The following is a 23208-nucleotide window of genomic DNA, read 5'->3' on the forward strand; positions in this document are numbered from 1 at the left end:
ACCTGCGCGCAAGGCTTTGCGCGTTCTCGGCGCCGGGACGAGCATGAATCCATGCCCTCCCCCTCCGTCCGACCGATCGGTTCGTACGCGCCCATCGGCGACGGCCGCACGGTCGCCCTGATCGGCGAGGACGGCCGGGTGGACTGGCTGCCGCTGCCGGATCTCACCGATCTGCCGGTGTTCGCCAGACTGCTCGACGCCGACACCGGCGGCTGCTTCGAGCTGCGCCCGGTCGCGGAGTTCCGTGCGGAGCGACGGTACGTCCCCGACACGAACGTCCTCGAGACGACGTTCACCACCGACGACGGCGTCGTGCGCGTGATCGACGCCATGGTCTCGGGCGTCGCCGGACGGATGCCGTGGGCCGAGCTCGCCCGACGCATCGACGGCGTCGAGGGCGAGGTGGCGATGCGGTGGCGGGTGCAGCCCGGATCTTCGCTGCAGACGGCATCCCCCTGGCTCGAGCGCACGCAGCACGGCGACGTCATCCGGAGCGGCGAGACCGCCTTCGCCCTCACCGGCTTCGAGCACGGTCCCGCCGACCCCGACCCGACCGCCCCCCTGGGCCCCGAGCTCACCGGCGAGTTCACGACGTCGTCCGGCTCGCGTCACCTGCTGGCGATCGCCGCCACCCACGACGAGCCGCTGCACCTCCCCGATCCGTACAACGTCGACGACGGCATCGACCGCACGATCGCGCACTGGCAGCACTGGTCGAGGGTGTTCTCGTACGACGGCCCCTGGCGCGAGCAGGTGCAGCGCAGCGCCCTCGCGCTGAAGCTGCTGATCTACAGCCCGTCCGGTGCGATCGCGGCCGCCGCCACGACCTCGCTGCCCGAGAGCCCCGAGGGCGGCAAGAACTGGGACTACCGGCACGCCTGGGTGCGCGACCTCGCGTATACAACCCACGCGCTCGTGCGCTTCGGCCTGCGGGAAGAGACGCATGCCGCCCTGTCGTGGCTGCTGCAGACGATCCGCCGCCACGGTGACGACCTGCACGTCATGTACACGCTCGACGGCGGTCTCGTGCCGGAGCCGACCGAGTACGACGTGTCGGGGTGGAACGGCATCACGCCGGTCGTCACCGGCAACCCGGCCGGCGAACAGCTGCAACTCGGCGTATACGGCGACCTCATGGCGATCTGCCGCACCTACGTCGACGCCGGCAACGTGCTGGACATCGCCACGGGACGGATGCTGTCGCAGATCGCCGACCGCACCTGCGACGTGTGGCGCAACCCCGACTCGGGCATGTGGGAACTGCCGGAGGAACGGCACTACACCTCGTCGAAGATGGGCTGCTGGAAGGCGCTGGAAGACGCGATCGCCCTCTGCGAAGCCGGTGCCATCCCGGGCAGCGCCGACCGGTGGACGGCCGAGCGCGACCGCATCCGTCAATGGATCGACGAGAACTGCTGGTCCGAGGAGCGCGCCGCCTACGTGTTCTACGCGGGGGCCGAGACCCTCGACGCCTCCGTGCTGCTGCACGCCCCCAGCGGATTCGACCGCGGCGAGCGCATGTCGACGACGATCGACGCCCTCATCGAGGAGCTCGGGGCGGGGCCGCTGCTCTACCGCTACAGCGGTGTGTCGGTCGAGGAGAAGACGTTCGTCGCGTGCGCGTTCTGGCTGGCCGAGGCGCTCGCCTGCGTCGGCCGCCACGAGGAGGCACGCGAGCGGATGGATCAGCTGCTCGCCCTCGCGAACGACGTCGGCATCTACGCCGAGATGATCGACGCCGACGACGGCTCCGCGTGGGGGAACACGCCGCAGGCGCTCAGCCATCTGGCGTTCCTGACCGCCGCGATGACCATGCGCGAGGTCATGCCCGACGATCTGCTGCCCGACAGCTGATCGATCACGACCGACCACAGACCGGAAAACAAGGAGAGGACACACCATGTCTCGTGACCAGTACACCTTCGCAAACCCCGCCGAGCTCTACTCCGACATCCAGCCGCAGAAGCAGCAGATGCCCGAACCGGGCCTCGACGCCGATCTCACCCCGAAGGCCGATCTCGGCGAGGAGTCGTACCGCGGCTCCGACCGTCTGAAGGGCCGCAAGGCGCTCATCACCGGTGGCGACTCCGGCATCGGCGCAGCCGCGGCCATCGCCTTCGCCCGTGAGGGCGCCGACGTCGCGCTCTCGTACCTGCCCGAGGAGCAGGAGGACGCGGATCGGATCGCGGGGATCGTGCGCGAGGCCGGTGTGCAGGTCGCACAGTTCCCTGGCGACCTGCGTGACCCCGAGTACTGCCGCACCCTCGTCGCTGAGACGGTCGGTGCGCTCGGCGGACTCGACATCCTCGTCAACAACGGCGGCAAGCAGATCTACCAGGAGTCGCTGACCGACATCACCGACGAGCAGTTCGACGACACCTTCAAGACCAACGTCTACGCGATGTTCTGGATCACGAAGGCCGCCCTGCCGCACCTGAAGCCCGGGTCGACCATCATCAACACCACGTCGATCCAGGCGTACTCGCCGTCGGGCATCCTCGTCGACTACGCGTCGACCAAGGCGACGATCAACGCGTTCACGAAGGGCCTGGCCGACCAGCTCGCGCCGAAGGGCATCCGCGTGAACGCCGTCGCACCCGGCCCGATCTGGACGCCGCTGCAGCCGAGCGACGGACAGCCGCAGGAGAAGATCGAGCAGTTCGGCGAGGAGACCCCGCTCGGGCGCATGGGCCAGCCGGCCGAGCTCGCCCCGGCGTACGTGTTCCTCGCGTCCGCCGAGTCGAGCTACGTCGCCGGCGAGACGCTCAACGTGAACGGCGGCATGCCCACCCCGTGATCGGGATGGGTCTCGCATCGCCGAGACCCCGTAGTACCGCCGAAACCCCCTCTTACTTGCGTCCGTAAGAGGGGGTCTCGGCGATAAGGGCAGGTCTCGACGTATGTCGGTGGGTCGGGGCACGATGAGCGCATGCCCGACGGATACGACCCCGACTTCCTCGCCACACGAGTGCCGCTGCCGGTATCGGCCCGCGCGGTGCGCGCGTTGGCGTACCCACGGTTCACGGTGCTGCTCGATCCCGGGCGGCGATTGGCCGTGGTCACGGGAGTGAACATCGACGGCGAGCGTCTGCTCGACCTCGGGCGCACCGGCGAGTGGCGGCTCGATCCGCGGATCGACGCCGATCTGCAGACCGGTCCCGAGGTGTACGCGCGGAACGATCTCGACCGAGGGCACCTGGTGCGTCGCCGCGACCCGGGATGGGGCGATCCCGCCGAGGGGCGAGCGGCGATGGAGGCGACGTTCTTCTATCCGAACGCGGCACCCCAGGCCGCGGGTTTCAATCAGTCGAAGGAGCTCTGGCTCGGCCTCGAAGATCATGTGCTCTCCTACGCGGAGTCGACGGATCAGCGGATCTCCGTGTTCACCGCTCCGGTGCTGGGCGACGACGACCCGCCGTACCGCGGCATCCTCCTCCCTCTGCAGTTCTGGAAGATCGCTGCGTGGCAGGGTGCAGACGGACTCGCCGCGGCCGGCTTCCTCCTCGACCAGTCCGATCTGGTCGACCTCTCCGACGGACTGCGGGCGGCGACGCCGCTCGGAGGATTCCGCACGTTCCAGCTGCCGGTCGCCGAGATTGCGACGCTCACGGGCATCGACCTCGGACCGCTGACGGATGCCGATGTGCTGCGACGACGTGCGTCGCGGCCGACCGAACGCCTCCCGCTCACGACCGCGGCGGACATCGTGCTCTGAGTCTCGCCTCCGTGGAAGGCGGGGCCCGCTCGGTTCTGGGCCGCTCGCCATCGCGCCGAGGAGGCGCGCATCCCTCCGACCGGTATACCGATGAACACAGCCTCTTGCGCGGGGGACGCGGGGGTGTCACGCTTGCGAAACAGCACTCGCACCGCACGGTGCGCGGCTGTGGCGTCGCTCCTATGGCGGCGTCAGGCGGGGCGCCCTTTCCGCCGCCTCCCCCGTGGTGGGGGCGTCTCGCCTGCAACCGACCGTCGTCAAGAAGCGCCGGAACTCCGGACGCTCCGGCTCTCGACGGCCGCCCATCCCGCGCCGACGGGTGGCGTGTCGGCGAGCGCGCGGCGACTCAGTTGAAGTCGCCGCCGGGTGCCATGTCGGCGAAGCGCGAGTAGTGACCCTGGAACGCGACGGTGATCGTCGCGGTCGGACCGTTACGGTGCTTCGCGACGATCAGGTCTGCCTCGCCCGGTCGCACATCCTTGTCGTACACCGAGTCGCGGTGGAGCAGGATGACCATGTCGGCGTCCTGCTCGATCGACCCGGACTCACGCAGGTCGCTGATCGCCGGCTTCTTGTCCTGCCGCTGCTCGGGCCCTCGGTTCAGCTGCGAGAGCGCGATGACGGGGACCTGCAGCTCCTTGGCGATGAGCTTGAGGCTTCGCGAGAACTCCGACACCTCCTGCTGACGCGACTCGACGCGCTTGCCCGAGGTCATGAGCTGGAGGTAGTCGATGATGACCATCTTGAGACCGGCGCGCTGCTTGAGGCGCCGGCACTTCGCGCGGATCTCGACGAGCGTCATGTTCGGGCTGTCGTCGATGTAGAGCGGTGCGTCGTTGATGCGACCGCGAGTCGAGGCGACGGTCGTCCAGTCGCGCGGGTCGAGGGTTCCCTTGCGCATATTCTGCAACGGGATCGCACCCTCGGCGCTGAGCAGACGCATCGCGATCTCGCTCTTGCCCATCTCGAGCGAGAAGAAAATCGACGGGTAGTCGTGCCCGATGGACGCCGCCCGCGCGAAGTCGAGCGCGAGGGTCGACTTACCCATGGCCGGTCGTGCGGCCACCACGATCATCTGCCCGCCGTGCAGACCGTTGGTCAGCTCGTCGAGCTCCTTGAAGCCGGTGGGGATGCCGGTCATCGAGCCGTCGCGGCCGTTGGCCGCCTCGATCTCTTCGATGGCGGCGTCGACGGCGGTGGTCAGCGGGACGTAGTCCTCGGCGGTCTCCGAGCCCGTGACCGAGTAGATCTCGGCCTGCGCGTTGTTGACGATGTCGGTGGCATCGCCCTGCCCGTCATATCCGAGCTGCACGATGCGCGTACCGGCGTCGACGAGACGCCGCAGGATCGCGCGCTCCGAGACGATGCCCGCGTAGTAGCCGGCGTTGGCGGCGGTCGGGACGATCGAGGTGAGCGTGTGCAGGTAGTCGGCGCCGCCCGCCCGGCTCAGCTCGCCGGTCTTGATGAGCTCGTCGGTGACGGCCACGACGTCGGTCGGCTCGCCGTGCGAGTACAGCGACAGGATCGCCTCGTAGATGAGCTCGTGCTTCGGGATGTAGAAGTCGGCGCCCTTGAGCGTCTCGATCACATCGGCGACGGCATCCTTCGACAGCAGCATGCCGCCGAGCGCGCTCTGCTCGGCCAGCAGATCGTGCGGCGGGGTGCGCTCAGGCTTGCGCTGGCCCCCGAGGCGCTCCTCGGAGATGTCGGCGATCGACACACTGCTCCCTTCGCTGCGACTGTCCCCCGGTGCGCGCCGCGACCGCGTCGCGCTCTGATTCCGGTCGGAAGACGATCTGCGCAGCAAATCACGGGCTTCCGACATCGGGTCGCTGGACCACGCTACGAGCGGGTGTTTTCGGTCGCAACACGGCCTGTGGATAACCATGTGGAGAGCGTGCGGAGAAGTCCGGAGTGTCTGTGCAGAACGGGTGTGGATAACCCGGTGGACTACTGGGCAGAGAACTTTTCTTTTTGCTTTTGATCAGGGATTTACCGTTTCCCCACCCTGTGGATGGGAAAGTGCTTCAAGTGCACATTGAAGGTTCATCACATCTGGGACGGGATGTGTAGAACCCGGGCAAAGTCAAGCGGAGATTTCACCGGGCGCGTCGGTGTTGGGGATGACCCGAATCGTGCGCGAACGGTCACATGTCCTTTAGCAGATCGGTCTGGACAACTCCAAATCCGCGGAGTATCGTCTCCCCCACATCGGCGCAGGATGCGTCGGAACGAAGGTCTTTCGGGGAGGGAAGCCGACGTGAATGCTCAAGCGACCCGACGCGGCGTACCCGCCGCGGTCCTCTGGGGTGGCCTGGGCGCGCTCGCATGGGCGACGATTACGATCATCACCGGCGGCTCCTCCGCACATGCCGACGAGCAGGGCGACGCTCCTCTCCTCGAGGGGGTCTCCTCCCTCGTGAGCCAGACGGTCTCCACCGTCGCCCCCGCTGCTGCGGAGGTCGTGGCTCCCGTGGTCACCGAGGTCGCCGCCCCCGTCGTCACAGAGGTCGCCGCCCCCGTCGTCACCGAAGTCGTCGCCCCCGTCGTCACCGAAGTCGTCGCCCCCGTGCAGCAGACCGTTCCCGTCGTGATCGAGACCGTGACCGAGACCGTCGCAGCCGTCCCCGTGGCGGGGCCCGCCACCCAGCACGTCGTCGACACCGTGACCGACACGGCTGAGGCCGTCGTCGCTCCGGTGTCCGACCTGCTGCAGAACGCACCGGTCTCGCAGATCATCCGCCCGGTGCAGGATGCCGTGTCGACGCTCCCCGTCGTGGGCAGCCTCATCGACGACCTCGGCGTAGACGAGCTCGTGCCCGAGGTCGTCGGCGTCGTCGACGAGACCACCACCATCGTCGGCGAGGTCGTCGAGAACGCGGTTCCGCCGGTGATCGACACGGTCGCCCCCCGGCCAGGCGTCGCGACCGTCGTGCCCGATCCCGCAGGGGTCGATGGTGTCCCGGACATGACGGATGCCGCGGCATCCGTGCCGGTGGGTTCACTGGCGCAGCCCGGCCGCACCCACGCCTCCGCCGCGGGCGGGAGCCGTGCCATCGCCGCGCCGGAACCGGACGCGGCACTCCCCCCGATCTCGACCACCCGTGCGCCGGCATCCGAGGAGGAGCCGATCCCGGCTCCCTCTCCGGTCGGCACCCCTGCGGCCCCGGTCGCCCCCGCGTCCGCCGGTTCCGGCGGCTCCCTCGGTCTGTCCCACGCGCGTCTCAGCGACGTGGGAATCCCCGCGCTCCTCTCCGTGGAGCGCACCCCCGGCGCACCCGATGATGTCCTGCCGACATCGCTGGTCGCCGACACCGACGTCTCCCCTGACTGACGGGTTGTCCGGTCGCTCCTGGTGAGCGACAGATGCTGTGCTGCGCGCGCACTCACCTCGCGTGCATCCACCTCAGACAACCCAGTTCCAGTCAGGAGACGAACATCATGCGTACCATCCTCAAGCGGGCCCTGTGGGGCACGCTCATCGCCGGCGGGGTCACCCTGTTCGGCGCGACGGCCGCCAATGCGGCCGACACCTCGGGAGTAGACGGATTGCTCTCGGGAACACAGGCGGACGCCCCCATCTCGGTGCCCGTCACGATCGTCGACAACGCCATCTCCCTGCTCGGAGACTCATCCGCGCAGACGGCACCGGAGACCGCACCGGCACCCGCTCCCGCACCGGCGCCTGCTCCGGAACCCGCTCCGGCGCCTGCTCCAGCACCCGCACCGGCGCCTGCTCCCTCGACGAGCGGGGACGACGGCACCGGCTCGGGCACCCAGGCGGTCGTCACCGTCACCGCTCCCGTGACAGTGAGCGGCAACGGCATCAGCGTCCTGGGAGACTCGACGAGCGCACCCGCCGCACCCGCGGCGTCGCCGGCAGCCCCCGCCGCCAGCCCGTCGAACACCACCAGCGGAGACGACGGCGTGCTCTCGGGCTCACAGGCCCTCGTCGACGTTGACGTCCCGATCACCGTGACGGACAACGCGATCTCGGTCCTCGGCGACAGCGCGTCGACCGACGAGGGCGGCGCGGCACCGGCATCCGGAACAGGCACGACGGATGCGGTAGCACCGGCCACTTCGGGTGACGACGGCGTCGCGAGCGGCACGCAGGTCACCGCTCCCGTCATGACGCCGGTAAATGTCAGCGGCAACGCCATCTCCGTCCTCGGAGACAGCGACGTCACCGGCGGCACCGCCCCGGCAGCACCCGCTACCGGTTCGGCTGGCCCCTCCACGGGCGCGACCACCTCCGGTGACGACGGCATCCTCGGCGGCACCCAGATCACCGCTCCCGTCACCGCACCCGTGAACGCCAGCGGCAACGCCATCTCCGTCCTCGGAGACAGCGACGCCACCAGCGGCACCGCCCCGGCAGCACCCGCCACCGGCGGCACCTCCACCGGCGGCACCACCTCCGGTGACGACGGCGTCGCGAGCGGCACGCAGGTCACCGCGCCGATCACCGCACCCGTGAACGCCGGCGGCAACGCCATCTCCGTCCTCGGAGACAGCGACGCCACCAGCGGCACCGCCCCGGCAGCACCCGCCACCGGCGGCACCTCCACCGGCGGCACCACCTCGGGTGACGACGGCATCCTCGGCGGCACGCAGGTCACCGCCCCCGTCACCGCACCCGTGAACGCCAGCGGCAACGCCATCTCCGTCCTCGGAGACAGCGACGCCACCAGCGGCACCGCCCCGGCAGCACCCGCCACCGGCGCCACCTCCACCGGCGGCACCACCTCGGGTGACGACGGCATCCTCGGCGGCACCCAGATCACCGCGCCGATCACCCTTCCGATCACCGTCGGCGGCAACGCCGTCTCGGTCGGCGGAGACAGCACGGTGACCGGTCCTGGCAGCGATCCGGGAACCGACCCGGGAACCACCCCCGGCACCACCCCCGGAACGGACCCCGGCACCACCCCCGGGACCGACCCCGGCACCGACCCCGGGACCGACCCCGGCACCGACCCCGGCACCGACCCCGGCACCGACCCCGGCACCAACCCCGGTGTGACCGCGGGCGTGTCGACGTCGGTGACGGCAACTGCGCTGTCGTCGAGCGGCGCCGTGGCGGCTGCCGGTCCCTCGCAGGGTCTCGCGCAGACGGGAGACGCCTCGTCCACCGGTCTCGCAGCTCTCGCCGCCCTCCTGCTGCTCCTCGGAGCGGGGATGCTGGTGCGACGCCGCATGACCGCGTGACCCAGGTCCCGGCGGTGCGGTCGTCCTCGGGGGAGAAGATGCTGCACCGCCGGTGCGCGGGTCCCTGACCATCGGGAGGGGAACCCCTTCCTCGCCCGCCGTTCGCGACGCCGCGCAGACTGCGGATGCCCCGTGTCCCCAGCACGGGGCATCCGCCATGCCCTCGGCATCCTCGCCCCTCCCCTTCCCTGCGCCGAGACCCACCACCCGCGTCCAGACCCATCGCCCCGTACGTCTCGGGTGGTGGGCTTCGGCGCGGGTGGTGGGTTTCGGCGCCGGAAGCGGGAACGACACCGGGGCTTCGGCGCGGGTGATGGGTTTCGGCGCCCCAGGCGGGAACGACAACGGGGGGCGAAGCCAGGACGAAGGCAGGACGAGTCACCGCTTGAGCGCGACCGGGCTCGCGGGAGTGGAGAAGGGATGCAGAACGCCCCCCGTCCCGAAGGACAGGGGGCGTTCGTCAGACGACGCGCTTACTTGGCGGCGACGACCTGCAGGGTGATGACAGCGGTCACGTCGTCGTGCAGACGAACGGTGGCCTCGTGCTCTCCCACCGACTTGATCGTCGACGTGATGTGCACCTTACGCTTGTCGATCGAGCCGAGACCGGCGGCCGCGACAGCGTCGGCGACATCAGCGGTCTTGACCGAACCGAAGAGACGACCCTCGTTGCCTGCCTTGACGGCCAGACGGACCTTGGTGTCTTCGATGGAGTTCTTCAGGGCCACGGCCTCGTCGCGGTCGTGGATCGCGCGAGCCTGACGAGCAGCCTGGATCGAAGCGACCTGCTTTTCGCCACCGCGGGTCCACGCCGTAGCGAAGCCCTGGGGGATGAGGTAGTTACGGGCGTACCCGTTCTTGACCTCGACCACGTCACCGGCGCTTCCGAGCCCGGCGACCTCGTTCGTGAGAATCAGCTTTGCCATGTCGGTACCCCTCAGCGGCCAGCGCCGGCGTAGGGCAGGAGAGCCATCTCGCGAGCGTTCTTGATCGCGCGAGCGATCAGACGCTGCTCCTGCACGGAGACACCGGTGATACGACGGGCGCGGATCTTTCCACGCTCCGAGATGAACTTGCGAAGGGTGGAGACATCCTTGTAATCGATGAGACCGACCCGGATCGACTTCGCGGGAGCGGCGTTCTTCGCGCCCTTCCGCGGCTTGCGGCGGTCGCCGCTCGACTTTCCAGCCATTGGTTTTCCTTAGTTATGAGACGGATGCCGCAGCATCCGGAGATCTGATTCAGAAGGGGGTGTCGTCGCCGAAGCTGCCCGGAGTGCTCCAGGCATCGGCACTGGTCGACGAGCCGGGCGTGGACCACGGCTCCTCCGACACCTGCTGCTGCTGAGCGGGACGGGACTGTCCGCCGCCGCCACCGCCGCCGCCATTCGACGCCGCACGGGTGACCTGCGCGGTCGCGTACCGGAGCGAGGGGCCGATCTCGTCGACCTCCAGCTCGATCGCGGTGCGCTGGTTGCCCTCACGGTCCTGGTAGGAGCGCTGACGCAGACGGCCCTGCGCCATGACGCGCATGCCCTTGGTCAGCGAACCCGCCACGTGCTCGGCGAACTCGCGCCAGACCGACGCGCGGAGGAACAGCGCTTCGCCGTCCTTCCACTCGTTCGCCTGACGGTCGAAGTTGCGCGGGGTCGACGCGATGGTGAAGTTCGCCACCGGCAGTCCGTTCTGCGTGTAGCGCAGTTCGGGGTCGGCCGTGAGGTTTCCCACCACGGTGATGACTGTTTCGCCGGCCATGAGACTTACGCCTTCGCTGCCTTGGCGGACTTGCGAGCAGCCTTCTCCTCGGCACGCTTGGCCTCGGAAGCGATCATCGCCTGAGCTTCCTCGGCACGCAGCACCTTGGTGCGCATGATCTGCTCGTTCAGCTTGAGCTGACGGTCGAGCTCCTGCGTGGCCTCGCTGGTCGCGGTGAAGTTCACGACGGCGTAGATGCCCTCGGTCTTCTTCTGGATCTCGTAGGCGAAACGGCGCTTACCCCAGACGTCGACGTTCTCGATCGAGCCACCATCGTTGGTGATGACCTTCAGGAACTTGTCGAGTGTAGGAGCGACCTGTCGCTCGTCGATCTCAGGGGTCAGAATGACCATGAGTTCGTACTGGTGCGTCACTTACCCACCTCCTTCGGACTAGAACGGCTTCCGGGACTTTCCCGGAAGCAGGAGGGTGTGTAGCACGTCGTCCGACCGGGCGCCCGAATGGATGCCGGAGGGCAGACAACCTCGTCAGTCTAGCGGAGTTTCCTCTGGGCTGCTTCCATCCGGTCCACGACGGACTGGCATGCTGGTGTGGTGCGTGCTGATCGCCAGCGCCCACAGACGACCGAAGGGGGAACGCGCATGCGCGTCAACAAGATCGGAGCCGGGATCGTCCTGGCAGCCGCCGTCCTGCTCACCGGGTGCTCCGCACCCGCCGACGAGCCGAAGGGCGACAACACCGCATCGTCCACGCCCGCGGCCGAGGAGACCACCGCTCCCACGTCCGACTGCCCCGAGCTCGCCGAAGGCGCGACCGTCGACGGCGCGGACCTCGGCCCGTGCATCGCCGAGGCCATGACCGACACCAAGGGATACGCCGCGAAGACGTCGATTCTGGGTATGGACACCACCGCCCGCTACAACCCGTCGACGGATGCCATCGAGTCGATCACCCCGGTGGGCTCGCTCATCGCGATCGGCGACGACGTCTGGGTGAAGTCGTCGACGAGCGAGTGGCAGACCGCCGACCCGAACTCGTCCGACCCGATCATCGCCGCGCTGAGCGAGGGCGCGTCGACCATCGCCGACACCGACCCGGCTCAGGCCGCCAGCACCCTCACGGGCGAGTTCACGGTCACCGGCACCGGCTCGCGCCTCGGCCAGGACGTGTTCCTGGTGAGCGGCACGACGCAGATGCAGGGCGTCGCGGTCGACGTCGTGTACGAGGTCACCTCGGACTACGTAGTGCTCGCCTCCACCGGCACCGCCGAGGCCGGCGGCCAGTCGATCGAGACCTCCATGGAGGTCACCGAGTGGGACGTCGAGCAGGACATCGTCGCACCGCTCTGATCGAGGTGTGACGAAGCGGGTCGGGGCAGACGCCCCGGCCCGCTTCTCTGTATCCGCAGTCGCGTGGCGTCATGCCTGTGCGGCGCCCGTCGTCGGTCACCTCTCGGTCGAAGGATGACCGCGTTCGGCGCCGGCATCGGTGGTCGAGGCTCGAAATGGGGCGTCCGTGTCCTGGATCCCCTCAACGACCTCCTGCACCTCCAGGAGCAGCGACCTCATCGCCGACCGCGCTCTCGACGACTGGCCACCCGCCACGGCTGCGCTCACCGCGATGTGCAGCTCGGTGGCCTGCGCTTTGGGATGCTGCGGCATGAGGTGATGCACCGTCCGCCCGGTGAGCACCTCGGACACGACCTCGGTGAGCGCCGCGAACATCTCGTTCCCCGATGCTCGGAGCAGGAGCTGGTGGTACGCGATATCGAGGTCGAGGAAGGTGTCGAGGTCGCCGGCGCTGCCCGACCGGAACAGGTCATGGGCGAGACGTTCGAGTCGTGTCCGCTCACGGGCGGTGGCGTTCGTCGCCGCGTGGAAGGCCGCCACCGGCTCGACCGCGATGCGCAGCTCGGTGAGCGCCTGCAGTTGGCGTGCCCGGTCGCCGCTCGCCAGGCGCCAGCGGATCACGCGCGGGTCGAAGGCGTTCCATTCGGATCGCGGGAGGACGGATATGCCGACGGCGCGGCGGATGCGCACGAGCCGCATGGCCTCGAGCACCTTGGTCGCCTCCCGCACGACGGTGCGCGACACGGCGTACTCCTGTTCGAGGAGCTCGGCTCGGAGGATCGTCCCCGGAGCGATTGCGCCTGCGACGATCCGCGCTCCCAGCCGTTCCAGGAGATCACTCTGCAGAGTTTCGCGCTTCATTGCGCTCGGGGTTGCTTTGTCATAAATAGTACTTTACGCTTTCGATCGGTCCCAGTCATCATCGAAGGAGCTGAACATGGGTATCGATCACGTCGTCGTCATGGGCGTCTCGGGTGTGGGCAAGAGCTCGGTCGGGCCGCGTCTCGCCTCGCACCTCGGTTGGACCTTCGCCGACGCGGACGACTTCCACCCGGCCGCCAACATCGCCAAGATGAGCGCCGGCATCCCGCTCACGACCGCCGACCGGGCACCGTGGCTCGAGACGGTGCGTGCGTGGATGGCCGAGGCGGCCCCGGGCACCGGAACGGTCGTGGCCTGCTCCGCCCTGCGCCGCGAGTACCGCAACGTCCTGAGCTCCGCTGGGTCGGAGGTGTTGTTCGTGCACCTGCACGCCGATGCCGAGACCCTCCGCCGGCGGATGCAGCAGCGCGACCACTTCATGCCGACCGACCTGCTGGACTCCCAGATCGCTGATCTCGAACCGCTGCACGAGTCCGAGACCGGACTGACCGTGGATGCCGCCGACGACCTGGAGACCGTGCTCGTGAACCTCTTCAACCGCATCGACACCCGGACCACGACCCCCGAGATGCAGGTGAACGCATGACCGCCGCTCCCATCCTCCACAGCCACCAGGGCGACCTCCGCGGGGTGCGCGTCGGTGACGTCATCCAATTCCGGGGGGTCCCGTACGCCGCTCCCGCCGAGGGCGATCTGCGGTTCCGTGGGCCGCAGCCGCTCACGCCGTGGTCCGGCGAGCGCGACGCGACAGACTGGGGAGCGATGTCACCCCAACCGACCGGCTCGTCTATGTCTCTGAAGACGGTGCGGCCCCAGCTGTATGACGCGACCTTCGGCGAGTCCTACGGGCAGCGCCAGGGTGAGGACTGCCTGACCCTGCACGTGTGGGCTCCCGCTGAGACCCCGGCCCCCGCACGTCCGGTGATGGTGTGGGTGCACGGCGGCGCGTTCGATCACGGGACATCGGCGACCCTGCGCACCGACGGGTCGGCGCTCGCCTCCACCCACGGCGTCGTCATGGTCTCGATCACCCACCGCCTCGGCGCGCTCGGCTTCGCGGCCTTCGGAGATCTCGACGACGCCGGGGTCACGACGCCGAACGCTGGGCTGCTCGACATCGTGGCGGGGCTCCACTGGGTACAGGAGAACATCGCCGCCGTCGGCGGGGACCCCGACAACGTCACCCTGTTCGGCGAATCGGGTGGCGGGACGAAGATCGCGTCACTCCTGGGCATGCCGCTCTCGGAGGGCCTCTTCCATCGCGCGATCCTGCAGAGCACACCGCTGGACGGCCTCTCGACACGCGAGGAGACGACGGATGCCGCCGCCCTGCTCGCCGCTGAGCTCGGCATCGCGCGGTCGGATTCGCTCGTCGCCGATCTGCAGCGCGTCCCGGTGGCCGCGATCGTGCAGGCGCAGCACGAGCTGGTCGAGTCGGGTCGCCTGCGGTCGATGAGCTTCGCCCCTACCGTCGATGGCGTCGTCCTCACGGAGACCCCGTACGAGGCACTCACCCGCGGGCGCGGCGCGCGGATGCCGATCCTCATGGGGATCGACGAGCGTGAGATCGCCTCGTTCAGCTCGGCCGATACGAGCCTCGACGGTCTCGACGACGCCGGCCTGAGCACCCGTGCGCGCGAGTACCTCGGCGTGGACGGCGACGCACTGATCGCCGCGTACCGCAGCGCCGACCCGGACCTGACCCCGCGCGACGTCTGGGTGCGCATCATCTCCGACAGGGCGCTGACACTCGCGCTGGTAGACGTCGGCCGGGCACGCACCGACGCCGCGACCGCGGACACGTTCCAGTACCTGTTCACCTGGGTCAGCCCCGCCTGGCCGGAGATCGGCTCGTTCCACGGCAGCGAGGCGGCGTTCGTGTTCGACACCGTGGCGCACGTGCCGCTCGCCGTCGCCGACCCGGAGGCGCAGAGCATCGCGGACGTCGTCTCCGCCGCCTGGGTGTCGTTCGCCCGGACCGGCGAGCCCGGGTGGCCGGAGCACCGATCCGACGCGGCGGTCTACGCGCTGCCGCCCGTCGCAACCTTGCTGTCCGACCCGTTCGGCCCGATCCGCGACGCCTGGCGGCGCACCCTCGACGGCTCGTCCTGAGCCGGTCCACGACACCACCCTCACCCCTCACCCCGCACAACTAGGAGTTTCGATGAAGAGACGGACCATCACCCTGGCGGCTGCCGCGACCCTCACGGCCGCAGCCCTCGCCCTGTCGGGATGCGCCGGAGGCAGCGACGCCCCGGCCGGGGAGGCGACCACCGGCGGCGAGCTGACGGTCGCCGTCGCGTACGTGCCGCCGAAGTGGGACCCGGCGACCTTCGACTGGGGTTTCCAGCTGCAGTCGCAGCAGGCGGCCTACGACACCCTCATCCACCTGCAGCCCGACGGCAGCTTCGCTCCGGGTCTCGCGACCGCGTGGGAGTACACCACGCCCACCGAGTTCACGATCACCGTCCGCGAGGGCGTCACCTTCACCGATGACACGCCGCTCGACGCGGCCGCGGTGAAGGCCAACCTGGAACACGCGCAGAGCAGCGGGGGACCGAAGTCGTCGCAGCTCGCAGCCGTCACGTCGGTCGACGCCCCCGACGACACCACCGTGGTCGTCACTCTGTCGGCACCGAACCCGGCGATGCCGTTCGTCCTCAGTCAGGCGATGGGCATGATGGCCAGCCCCGCCGCGATCGAGGCGGGCACGCTCGACGCCGCGCCCGTCGGCGCCGGCCCGTACACACTCGACACCGCGAAGACTGTGGTCGACGACCACTACACGTTCCAGAAGAACCCGGACTACTGGGATGCCGAGAACGTCGCCCTCGACACCCTGACCTTCCGAGTCATCGCCGACACCAATGCGGCGTTCAACGCCATCCGCGCCGGCGAGGTGAACCTGGGCGTCGGGACCGCGCAGACGCTGGATGCCGCGAAGAGCGGCAACGTCGGCATCCTCGAAGCTCCCGGTGGCGTCTTCTCCATCGTCCTACAAGACCGTGAGGGCACGCTGGTGCCCGCCCTGGCGGACCAGCGGGTGCGGCAGGCGCTGAACTACGCCATCGACCGCGAGTCGATCGCGGATGCCGTGCTTCCGGGTCGCCCCACCGACCAGATCTTCGGGCCGGCGACCGACGCCTACGACGAGTCGCTCGACGACTACTACGACTACGACCCCGAGAAGGCCAAGAAGCTGATGGCCGATGCCGGCTACGCGGACGGGTTCACCCTGCCGGTCCTGTCGACCGCGACCTTCGCCGCCCCGCTTCAGGCGATGACGGCGAACCTGGCCGACATCGGTGTCACCGTGCAGATCGAGGACAAGGTCGGCGCGGACTACATCGCCGCGCGCACCTCGGGCGAGTACCCCGCCTACTTCGGTGCGAACACGCCCACCAACGCCTACATCGACGCGCAGAACCTCATCCTGCCCACCGGCGCCCTCAACCCGTTCAAGGTCACCGACCAGACCATGGTCGACCTGTGGACCGAGGGCGCTGCGCAGGACGACGCCGAGCGCTCCACGACGTACCAGGAGATGTCGAAGCAGGTCGTCGAGCAGGCGTGGTTCATCCCGCTCGTGCAGAGCACCGGCTACACGTACTACCGCGGCATGGACGGCGTCGAGCCCACCAAGGGCCAGGTCGTGCCGTTCATCAACACCTGGACCGCGACCCAGTGAGTCGTCGGATGGTCGTCGCCGGGTCGGACTCGACGGGCAGGGAGGAACGGACATGCTGAACGTGATCGGGCGACGTCTGCTGATCGTCATCCCCATGCTGTTCGTGGTGGCCACGCTGACCTTCCTGCTGGTCAACCTGATACCGGGCGACCCGGTGACGATCATCCTCGGCCCCGACGCCACCGCCGAGCAGTACGACGCCCTCCGCGACACACTCGGGCTGAATCGCCCCCTGATCGAGCGGTACGGCGACTGGGTCGCGCACGCGGTGCGCGGTGATCTCGGCGAGTCGATCATCACCGGCCGCTCCGTGGTCGGCACGATCGGCGAGCGGTTCGCGGTGACCATGTCGATCGCGGTCGGAGCGATCATCGTCACCGCCACGATCGGCATCCTGCTCGGACTGGTCAGCGCTCTCCGCGGGGGCTGGCTCGGCCGCGCGGCACAGGTCGTCTCGGTCCTCGGGGTCTCCCTGCCGAGCTTCTGGCTCGGCATCCTGCTCGTCCTCGTCTTCGCCATCAATCTGGCCGTCCTTCCCGCCACGGGGTACGTGCAGTTCACCGACTCCCCCGCGGAGTGGCTCCGATCGCTGGTGCTGCCCGTCATCACCATCGCGATCGCCGGAGTCGCGGCGATCGCGCGGCAGACCCGCTCCGCCATGAACGAGGCCCTGGCCAAGGACTACGTCCGTACGCTGCTCGCCAGCGGTACGCCCCGCGGCACGATCGTGCTCAAGCACGCCCTGCGCAACGCATCGATCCCCGTCGTGACGAGTCTCGGCTTCCAGTTCATCGCCCTCTTCGGCGGCGCGTTCATCATCGAGCAGGTGTTCTCGATCCCGGGCATGGGCCAGCTGACGATCTCGGCAGTCAACAACCACGACATCCCGGTGATCCAGGGCGTCGTGCTCGCGAGTGCTGCCCTCGTCATCGTGGTCAACCTCCTCGTGGACCTCCTGTACGCCGTCCTCAACCCGAAGGTGCGTCACTGATGGCACTCGACCTGACCCCCACGACCACCACCCGCCTGGCCGTTCCCGGGCGAGCCTCCGCGTTGCTCCGCCAGATGCGGCGCAACGCCCTCGCGGTCGCCGGAGCGGTCTGGCTCGCCGTGCTCGTGATCGCCTGCGTCGCCGCTCCCTGGCTCGCCTCGTATGACCCCCTCACCCAGGACCTGACCGCTGTTCTGCAGCTCCCGAGCCCGGCGCACCTGCTCGGGACGGACGGACTCGGCCGCGATGTGCTCGCACGCCTGTTGTTCGGCGGACAGGACGCCCTCCTCGGTGCGGTGGAGGTCGTCGTCATCGCCGCCGCCATCGGCCTTCCCCTCGGCGTGCTCGCGGGGTTCAACGGCGGCTGGCTCGACGCCGTCGCCAACAGGTTCTCCGACCTGCTGTTCTCCCTGCCCGCGATCGTCGTGCTCCTCGCCGTCGCCGCCGTTTTCGGCAGCAGCACCCTGGTGTCGATGGCCGCGCTCGGCGTGCTGCTCTCGGCCGCGTACATCCGCCTCGTCCGCGCCTCCACACTCGCCGTCCGGAACGAGCTGTACGTCGACGCGGCGCGGGTCTCGGGCATCTCCCGCACCCGGATCGTGTTCGGGCACGTGCTCCCCAACGTCGTCGGCCCCCTGATCGTGCAGAGCAGCCTCACCCTCGGTGTCGCGCTGCTGATCCAGGGTGGACTCGGGTTCCTGGGCCTCGGGCCCAAGCCGCCGGCACCGAACTGGGGCGGGATGATCGCCGATGCCTCGGCCTACCTCTACCAGCAGGCCTGGCTGATGGTCCCCACCGGGCTCGTGCTCGTGCTCACCATCCTGTCGGTCAACCTCATCGGCGACGCGCTCCGTGACGGCGACGGCCGACGCCAGCGTTACAGCCTCCTGCTCCGCGCGCCCGCCACTGCATCTGCCGCTCCTGCGGCCCGAGCCGAGAGCACCCCCTCGACCGACGCGGTGCTCGCCGTGCGCGACCTGCACGTCACCTTCGGTCACGGTGCCGACGCGACCAGCGTCGTGCGGGGGATCGACTTCACCGTCGCACGCGGCGAGACCGTCGGGCTCGTGGGCGAGTCCGGCTCGGGGAAGACCATGACCGCGTTGGCGATCCTCGGGCTGCTGCCTTATCCCGGCCACGTGAGCGACGGCGAGATCGTCTTCTGCGGCGAGAACATCGCCGCGTACACGGAACGGCAGCTCGCCGGCATCCGCGGCAAGAAGGTCGCGATGATCTCGCAGGAACCGATGCTGGCGCTGGACCCGTCGTTCTCGATCCTCACCCAGCTGCGCGCTCCGCTGCGACGCCACCGCGGGCTGTCTCGGGCAGAGAGCGCGCGGGCCGCCGAGGAGCTGCTCCGCCAGGTCGGCATCCCTCAGCCCGACCGTGTGCTGCGCAGCTTCCCGCATCAGCTGTCGGGCGGCATGGCCCAGCGCGTCGCGATCGCGATCGCCCTCGCCGGGGAGCCCGACCTGCTCATCGCCGACGAACCGACCACCGCGCTCGACGTGACGGTGCAGGCCGGCATCCTCGACCTGCTGCGCTCTCTGCAGGATCGGACGGGGATGGCTGTCATCTTCGTCACGCACGATCTCGGCGTCGTCGCCGACATCTGCTCGCGCGCCGTGGTGATGCAGCAGGGGCGGATCGTCGAATCCGCTTCGGTCACAGACCTCTTCAGCAACCCCCAGCACCCGTACACCCGACAGCTGATCGCCGCGACGCCCAGCCTCGTCGAGCTCGGAGGAGAATATGTCTGATCTGCTGCGCGTCGAGAACCTCAGCGTCGAGTTCCGTGCCGCGGGGCGCCGCGGCCGATTCCGCGCCGTCGACGACGTCTCGTTCACCGTCGCCCCGGGCGAGACGGTCGCCCTGGTCGGCGAGTCCGGCTCGGGCAAGTCGACGATCGGCCGCGCGGTCCTCGGCCTTACCCCTCCCGCCGCCGGCACCATCACCTTCGACGGCACGGATGTTACCCGGCGAACCCGCACGACCCAGCGCGCTCTGGCCCGCCACCTGCAGGTCGTATTCCAGGATCCCTACAGCTCGCTGAACCCCAGCAAGACCATCGGGGAGAGCCTGACCGAGCCGCTCCGCGGCCAGGGGCAGCTCGACCGGCGCGCCGCGCAGACCCGGGTGAGCTCGCTGCTGACCAGTGTCGGCCTCCCCGAGGACGCGATCAGCCGGTACCCGAACCATTTCTCGGGCGGGCAGCGGCAGCGGATCGCGATCGCCCGCGCCCTCGTGCTCGAACCCTCGCTGATCGTGTGCGACGAGCCCACCAGCGCCCTCGACGTCTCCACGCAGGCGCAGGTGCTCGAGCTGTTGCGCGAGCTGCAGGGACGACTGGGACTGGCGTACCTGTTCATCACGCACGACCTCGCCGTGGTCCGGCACTTCGCCGATCGTGTCCTCGTCCTCCGCCGCGGATCCCTCGTCGAGCAGGGCGGGGCCTTCGAGGTGTGCGAGAGCCCGAAGGATCCCTATACGCAGCAGCTCATCGCGGCTGCGCCCGTGCCCGACCCGCGCATCCAGGCGCGGCGGCGTGAGGCTCGCCTTGCGGCGGTCGACCTCACAGCCGGTGCCTGAGCAGCGTCAGCATCTCGCGTGTGGCCGATTCGGCGGATCCTGCGTCGCCCGCGGCGATGGCTTCTGCGACCGTCACGTGCAGGTGCTGAGACGGATCGACTTCAGGGTCGTCGAGAGAGGCGCTCTCGGCCGCGTAGGCATCGAACACCTCGGGGACGATCCGGCTGAGCGAGGCGAACATCTCATTGCCCGACGCCTCGAGCACCAGCTGGTGGAACGCGCGATCATGGGCGAGGAACGAGGGCCCGTCACCGTCGAGTCCGGCGCGGGTGATGCCGTGCGCATGTTCGATGAGACGCGCGCGCTGCTCGTCCGACGCCTCCGCCGCCGCTCCGGCGGCAGCCACCGGCTCGATCGCCAGCCGCAGCTCGGTCAGCGAGCGCAGCTGGCCGACCCTGCCACCGCCCGCCAGACGCCAGCGGATGACGAGAGGGTCGAACAGGTTCCACTCGGCCGCCGGTCGCACCGTCAAGCCTTGGGAGCGACGGATGCTGACCATGTTCATCGACTCGAGGACCTTCAACGCCTCCCGCACCACGGTGCGCGACATCTGGAACTCGGTCTCGATCGTCTCCGACCGGATCACCTCGCCTGCCGGGTAGTGGCCGTTCACGATGCGGGGTCCGAGCGCTTCCAGAAGATCGCCCTGCAGGGTCAGCCGCGCCATGCCCCTACCTTGGCACACCGGTGGCCTCTCTCCCGCGCCGACGATCCGGCCGACGGCATCCGGAACCGCCCGTGAGAGGCGCGTCGCACCCCCGGGCCGTCGTCGCGGCGCTCGCCACCGTCGGCATCTGCGCCTCGTTGATGCAGACTCTGCTGATCCCGGTGCAGTCCCGCCTGCCGGCGTTGCTCGACGCCCCGGCATCCGAGACGTCGTGGGCGATCTCCGTCACCCTCCTGGCCTCGGCATTGTCCGCCCCCATCTCGGGGCGGCTGGGCGACATCTACGGGCGCCGCAGAGTGGCGCTGGTCTTGATGACGCTGATGACGGTCGGGTCGGTGGTGGGGGCGCTGCCCTTCGACGTGGGCGCGCTCATCGCGGCCCGCGCTCTGCAGGGGCTCGCGCTCGGCGTCATCCCGCTCGGTATCTCGATCCTCCGCGACTCCCTCCCCCCGGACCGCCTCGGCACCGCGATCGCCGTGCTCAGTGCCACGCTCGGCATCGGTGGGGCAATCGGGCTCCCCGCCGGGTCGCTGCTCGTGGAGATGTCGGGCTGGCGCGCCCTGTTCTGGGCCGCCGCGGTCCTGGGCATCGTCTCGTGCTCGCTGATCTTCTTCGTCGTGCCGCACGACACCGCGCAAGAGGGAGGCCGTTTCGATCTCCCCGGCACCCTGCTCTTCTCTCTCGCCCTCACCGCCGGTCTCATCGGCATCGGTCGGGCCACCGAATGGGGGTGGGCGTCTCCCGCTGTGCTCGCTCTGATCGGCGGCAGCCTCGTCGGCCTGGCGCTGTGGGTGGCACTCGAGCTGCGAACGACCGCTCCCCTCATCGACATCCGGGCAGCCGTCGGTCGCACCGTCGGTCGCGCGAACACCGCCGCCGTCGCCCTCGGGTTCGCGCTCTTCGCCTCGACCGTCGTGTTCCCGCAGGTGCTGCAGGTGCCCGCCGCCGCGGGCGGCCCCGGCCTCTCGCTCCTGCACACGAGTGTGGTCCTGGCACCGAGCGGAATCGCCATGCTGCTCACCGCGCCGCTCGCCGGTCGGCTAGAGCGCCGCCTCGGACCGCGTGCGCTTCTCCTCACTGGAGCGGGCCTCATCGCGACCGTGTACCTCAGCTGCCTCATCCCCGGCCTGAATATGCCGCGGATCCTGCTCGGCAACGTCGCGATCGGCGTGGGGATCGGCTTCGGCTACTCGGCCCTGCCCGCCTTGATCGTCGGCAGCGTGCCGGCCCGCGACACCGGTGCGGCGATCGGCCTGAACGCACTGATGCGCACGGTCGGCGCCGCCGTGGCGGCATCCCTCATCTCCGGCATTGTGGCTCGCTCGGCTCGACGCGTCGACGGCATCGCCGTGCCCGACGACGGCAGCCTCATGCTCGCCCTCGCGATCTCGCTGACGGCATCCGTCCTGTGCGTGCTCTCCGCCCTCTGGATCCCCCGGCCCGCAGGGAGGAAGGACGCCGGAGGCTGAGATCGTCGGATGCGGTCAGCGCTCGGAGCGCACCGCGCGCCGTCCGTGTCCGCCCCCTGCCCTAGCCTGACGCCATGCCTGAGGGTGACAGTGTCTTCCGCCTCGCCGCCCGCTTGCGAGCAACACTCCCCGGTCGCACGATCACGCGCGGCGAACTGCGCTCAGGTCGCAGCGCTGGTGCGAGCCTGGCGGGGCTGACGATCGAGGGATTCGCCACACATGGCAAGCATCTGCTCACCCGGCTCGCCCCCGACCTCACCCTGCACACCCACATGCGGATGCAGGGGCGATGGACCATCACCGGCGCCGGCAAGACGCTGCCGGCGCGCACCCGGCACACCGTACGGATGCGCGCGGCTCTCGACGACGGTCGCACCCTCTGGGCGATCGACATGCCCGTGGTCGAGCTGATCCCTCGAGCGCACGAGTCAGAGGTGCTCCGGCGCCTGGGTCCCGACCCGTTGCAACCCCACTGGGATGCCGACGAGGCCGGCAGCCGTATCCGGCTCCGACCTGATCGGCCGATCGCGCACGCACTGCTCGACCAGCGCAACGTCGCCGGCTTCGGCAACCTGTGGGTGAACGAGATCTGCTTCCTTCGTGGCGTGCACCCCGACACTCCCGCGGCATCCGTCGACGTCTCCGCGCTCCTCGCCCGGGCGGCCTCGATGCTGCGGATCTCGGCGACCGATCCGAAGCTGTATCAGGTGACCACGGGCGACACAGCCAAAGGCAGATCGCACTGGGTCGCGGGTCGGGCTGGCCGACCGTGCCTGCGCTGCGGCACCATCGTTCAGGTGCGGGCCGAGGTGCCGGGGGACCCCGATCGACGGCGCACCTGGTGGTGCCCGCGCTGCCAGCCTCCTCCGGATGCGAGCAGGGAGGAGCCGCGCGGCGGATGATCAGCGCTGTCGAACCTCCTCGCCCCGAGC

Annotated in this window: 21 protein-coding genes; 14 read left to right on the plus strand and 7 right to left on the minus strand. The window is 69.5% G+C overall.

Going from position 1 to position 23208, the window contains the following annotated elements; translation table 11 throughout:
- Window positions 1–51: 51 nt before the first annotated feature.
- From FSY98_RS07515 to FSY98_RS07525, 3 genes are all read left to right on the plus strand, one after another.
- Window positions 52–1854 carry a glycoside hydrolase family 15 protein gene (locus FSY98_RS07515; protein ID WP_144875396.1) on the plus strand — a complete coding sequence of 601 codons (1803 nt, stop codon included), beginning with the start codon at window positions 52–54 and terminating at the stop codon, window positions 1852–1854.
- Window positions 1855–1900: 46 nt separating this feature from the next.
- Window positions 1901–2797, plus strand: coding sequence for an SDR family oxidoreductase (locus tag FSY98_RS07520; protein ID WP_144875398.1), 897 nt, complete (start codon window positions 1901–1903; stop codon window positions 2795–2797).
- Between the two features lie 132 nt (window positions 2798–2929).
- The gene (locus FSY98_RS07525; protein ID WP_144875400.1) at window positions 2930–3715 is read left to right on the plus strand and encodes a DNA/RNA non-specific endonuclease; all 786 of its coding nucleotides are present in this window, start codon (window positions 2930–2932) and stop codon (window positions 3713–3715) included.
- A gap of 346 nt (window positions 3716–4061) precedes the next feature.
- Here FSY98_RS07525 and dnaB read toward each other — a convergent pair whose 3' ends face one another.
- Window positions 4062–5435 (minus strand): replicative DNA helicase, encoded by a 1374-nt coding sequence (gene dnaB, locus FSY98_RS07530; protein WP_144875402.1) that lies wholly within the window; start codon window positions 5433–5435, stop codon window positions 4062–4064.
- A 540-nt stretch (window positions 5436–5975) separates the two neighbouring features.
- Between dnaB and FSY98_RS07535 the strand changes: the two genes are divergently transcribed.
- Window positions 5976–7049, plus strand: a complete 1074-nt coding sequence (locus FSY98_RS07535) for a hypothetical protein (RefSeq protein ID WP_144875404.1) — start codon at window positions 5976–5978, stop codon at window positions 7047–7049.
- 107 nt (window positions 7050–7156) lie between these two features.
- The gene (locus FSY98_RS07540; protein ID WP_260857312.1) at window positions 7157–8926 is read left to right on the plus strand and encodes a chaplin family protein; all 1770 of its coding nucleotides are present in this window, start codon (window positions 7157–7159) and stop codon (window positions 8924–8926) included.
- Between the two features lie 473 nt (window positions 8927–9399).
- Here the strand turns inward: FSY98_RS07540 and rplI are convergent, their stop codons facing one another.
- The 4 genes from rplI to rpsF are packed head-to-tail and all read right to left on the minus strand — an operon-like array spanning window position 9400 to window position 11054.
- The gene (gene rplI, locus FSY98_RS07545; RefSeq protein ID WP_144875406.1) at window positions 9400–9852 is read right to left on the minus strand and encodes a 50S ribosomal protein L9; all 453 of its coding nucleotides are present in this window, start codon (window positions 9850–9852) and stop codon (window positions 9400–9402) included.
- An 11-nt stretch (window positions 9853–9863) separates the two neighbouring features.
- On the minus strand, window positions 9864–10118 hold the full coding sequence (gene rpsR / locus FSY98_RS07550; protein WP_144875408.1) for a 30S ribosomal protein S18: 255 nt from the start codon (window positions 10116–10118) through the stop codon (window positions 9864–9866).
- Between the two features lie 49 nt (window positions 10119–10167).
- Window positions 10168–10680, minus strand: a complete 513-nt coding sequence (locus tag FSY98_RS07555; protein WP_144875410.1) for a single-stranded DNA-binding protein — start codon at window positions 10678–10680, stop codon at window positions 10168–10170.
- Window positions 10681–10685: 5 nt separating this feature from the next.
- Window positions 10686–11054, minus strand: a complete 369-nt coding sequence (gene rpsF / locus FSY98_RS07560) for a 30S ribosomal protein S6 (protein ID WP_096713566.1) — start codon at window positions 11052–11054, stop codon at window positions 10686–10688.
- Window positions 11055–11282: 228 nt separating this feature from the next.
- Between rpsF and FSY98_RS07565 the strand changes: the two genes are divergently transcribed.
- Window positions 11283–11990 (plus strand): hypothetical protein, encoded by a 708-nt coding sequence (locus tag FSY98_RS07565; RefSeq protein ID WP_144875412.1) that lies wholly within the window; start codon window positions 11283–11285, stop codon window positions 11988–11990.
- A gap of 96 nt (window positions 11991–12086) precedes the next feature.
- Here FSY98_RS07565 and FSY98_RS07570 read toward each other — a convergent pair whose 3' ends face one another.
- On the minus strand, window positions 12087–12851 hold the full coding sequence (locus tag FSY98_RS07570; protein ID WP_144875414.1) for a FadR/GntR family transcriptional regulator: 765 nt from the start codon (window positions 12849–12851) through the stop codon (window positions 12087–12089).
- 76 nt (window positions 12852–12927) lie between these two features.
- On the opposite strand from FSY98_RS07570, the gene FSY98_RS07575 reads away from it, so the two are divergent.
- From FSY98_RS07575 to FSY98_RS07600, 6 genes are read left to right on the plus strand one after another with little or no spacing between them, the layout of a single operon-like run.
- Window positions 12928–13458 (plus strand): gluconokinase, encoded by a 531-nt coding sequence (locus tag FSY98_RS07575; RefSeq protein WP_144875416.1) that lies wholly within the window; start codon window positions 12928–12930, stop codon window positions 13456–13458.
- The gene (locus FSY98_RS07580) at window positions 13455–14984 is read left to right on the plus strand and encodes a carboxylesterase/lipase family protein (protein WP_144875418.1); all 1530 of its coding nucleotides are present in this window, start codon (window positions 13455–13457) and stop codon (window positions 14982–14984) included. The genes FSY98_RS07575 and FSY98_RS07580 overlap by 4 nt, the downstream gene beginning before the upstream one ends.
- 52 nt (window positions 14985–15036) lie before the next feature.
- Entirely contained in the window at window positions 15037–16560 is a 1524-nt protein-coding gene (locus FSY98_RS07585; RefSeq protein WP_144875420.1) for an ABC transporter substrate-binding protein, read from the plus strand.
- A 52-nt stretch (window positions 16561–16612) separates the two neighbouring features.
- Window positions 16613–17551 (plus strand): ABC transporter permease, encoded by a 939-nt coding sequence (locus tag FSY98_RS07590; RefSeq protein WP_144875422.1) that lies wholly within the window; start codon window positions 16613–16615, stop codon window positions 17549–17551.
- A complete protein-coding gene (locus tag FSY98_RS07595) occupies window positions 17551–19311 on the plus strand; it encodes a dipeptide/oligopeptide/nickel ABC transporter permease/ATP-binding protein (protein WP_144875424.1) in 1761 nt (586 codons plus the stop codon). Before FSY98_RS07590 ends, FSY98_RS07595 begins: the two co-directional genes overlap by 1 nt.
- On the plus strand, window positions 19304–20140 hold the full coding sequence (locus FSY98_RS07600; RefSeq protein WP_144875426.1) for an ATP-binding cassette domain-containing protein: 837 nt from the start codon (window positions 19304–19306) through the stop codon (window positions 20138–20140). Before FSY98_RS07595 ends, FSY98_RS07600 begins: the two co-directional genes overlap by 8 nt.
- Here FSY98_RS07600 and FSY98_RS07605 read toward each other — a convergent pair.
- Window positions 20124–20807 (minus strand): FadR/GntR family transcriptional regulator, encoded by a 684-nt coding sequence (locus FSY98_RS07605; RefSeq protein WP_144875428.1) that lies wholly within the window; start codon window positions 20805–20807, stop codon window positions 20124–20126. The two genes, FSY98_RS07600 and FSY98_RS07605, sit on opposite strands and share 17 nt — an antisense overlap.
- 71 nt (window positions 20808–20878) lie before the next feature.
- Here FSY98_RS07605 and FSY98_RS07610 point away from each other — a divergent pair, with 71 nt between their 5' ends.
- Both FSY98_RS07610 and FSY98_RS07615 read left to right on the plus strand, forming a co-directional pair.
- Entirely contained in the window at window positions 20879–22276 is a 1398-nt protein-coding gene (locus tag FSY98_RS07610; protein WP_144875430.1) for an MFS transporter, read from the plus strand.
- A 74-nt stretch (window positions 22277–22350) separates the two neighbouring features.
- Complete coding sequence (locus FSY98_RS07615) at window positions 22351–23178, plus strand: Fpg/Nei family DNA glycosylase (protein ID WP_144875432.1); 828 nt, start codon at window positions 22351–22353, stop codon at window positions 23176–23178.
- The last annotated feature ends 30 nt before the right edge of the window (window positions 23179–23208 follow it).

The sequence above is a fragment of the Microbacterium sp. 1.5R genome, assembly GCF_007667425.1.
Classification (GTDB): domain Bacteria; phylum Actinomycetota; class Actinomycetes; order Actinomycetales; family Microbacteriaceae; genus Microbacterium.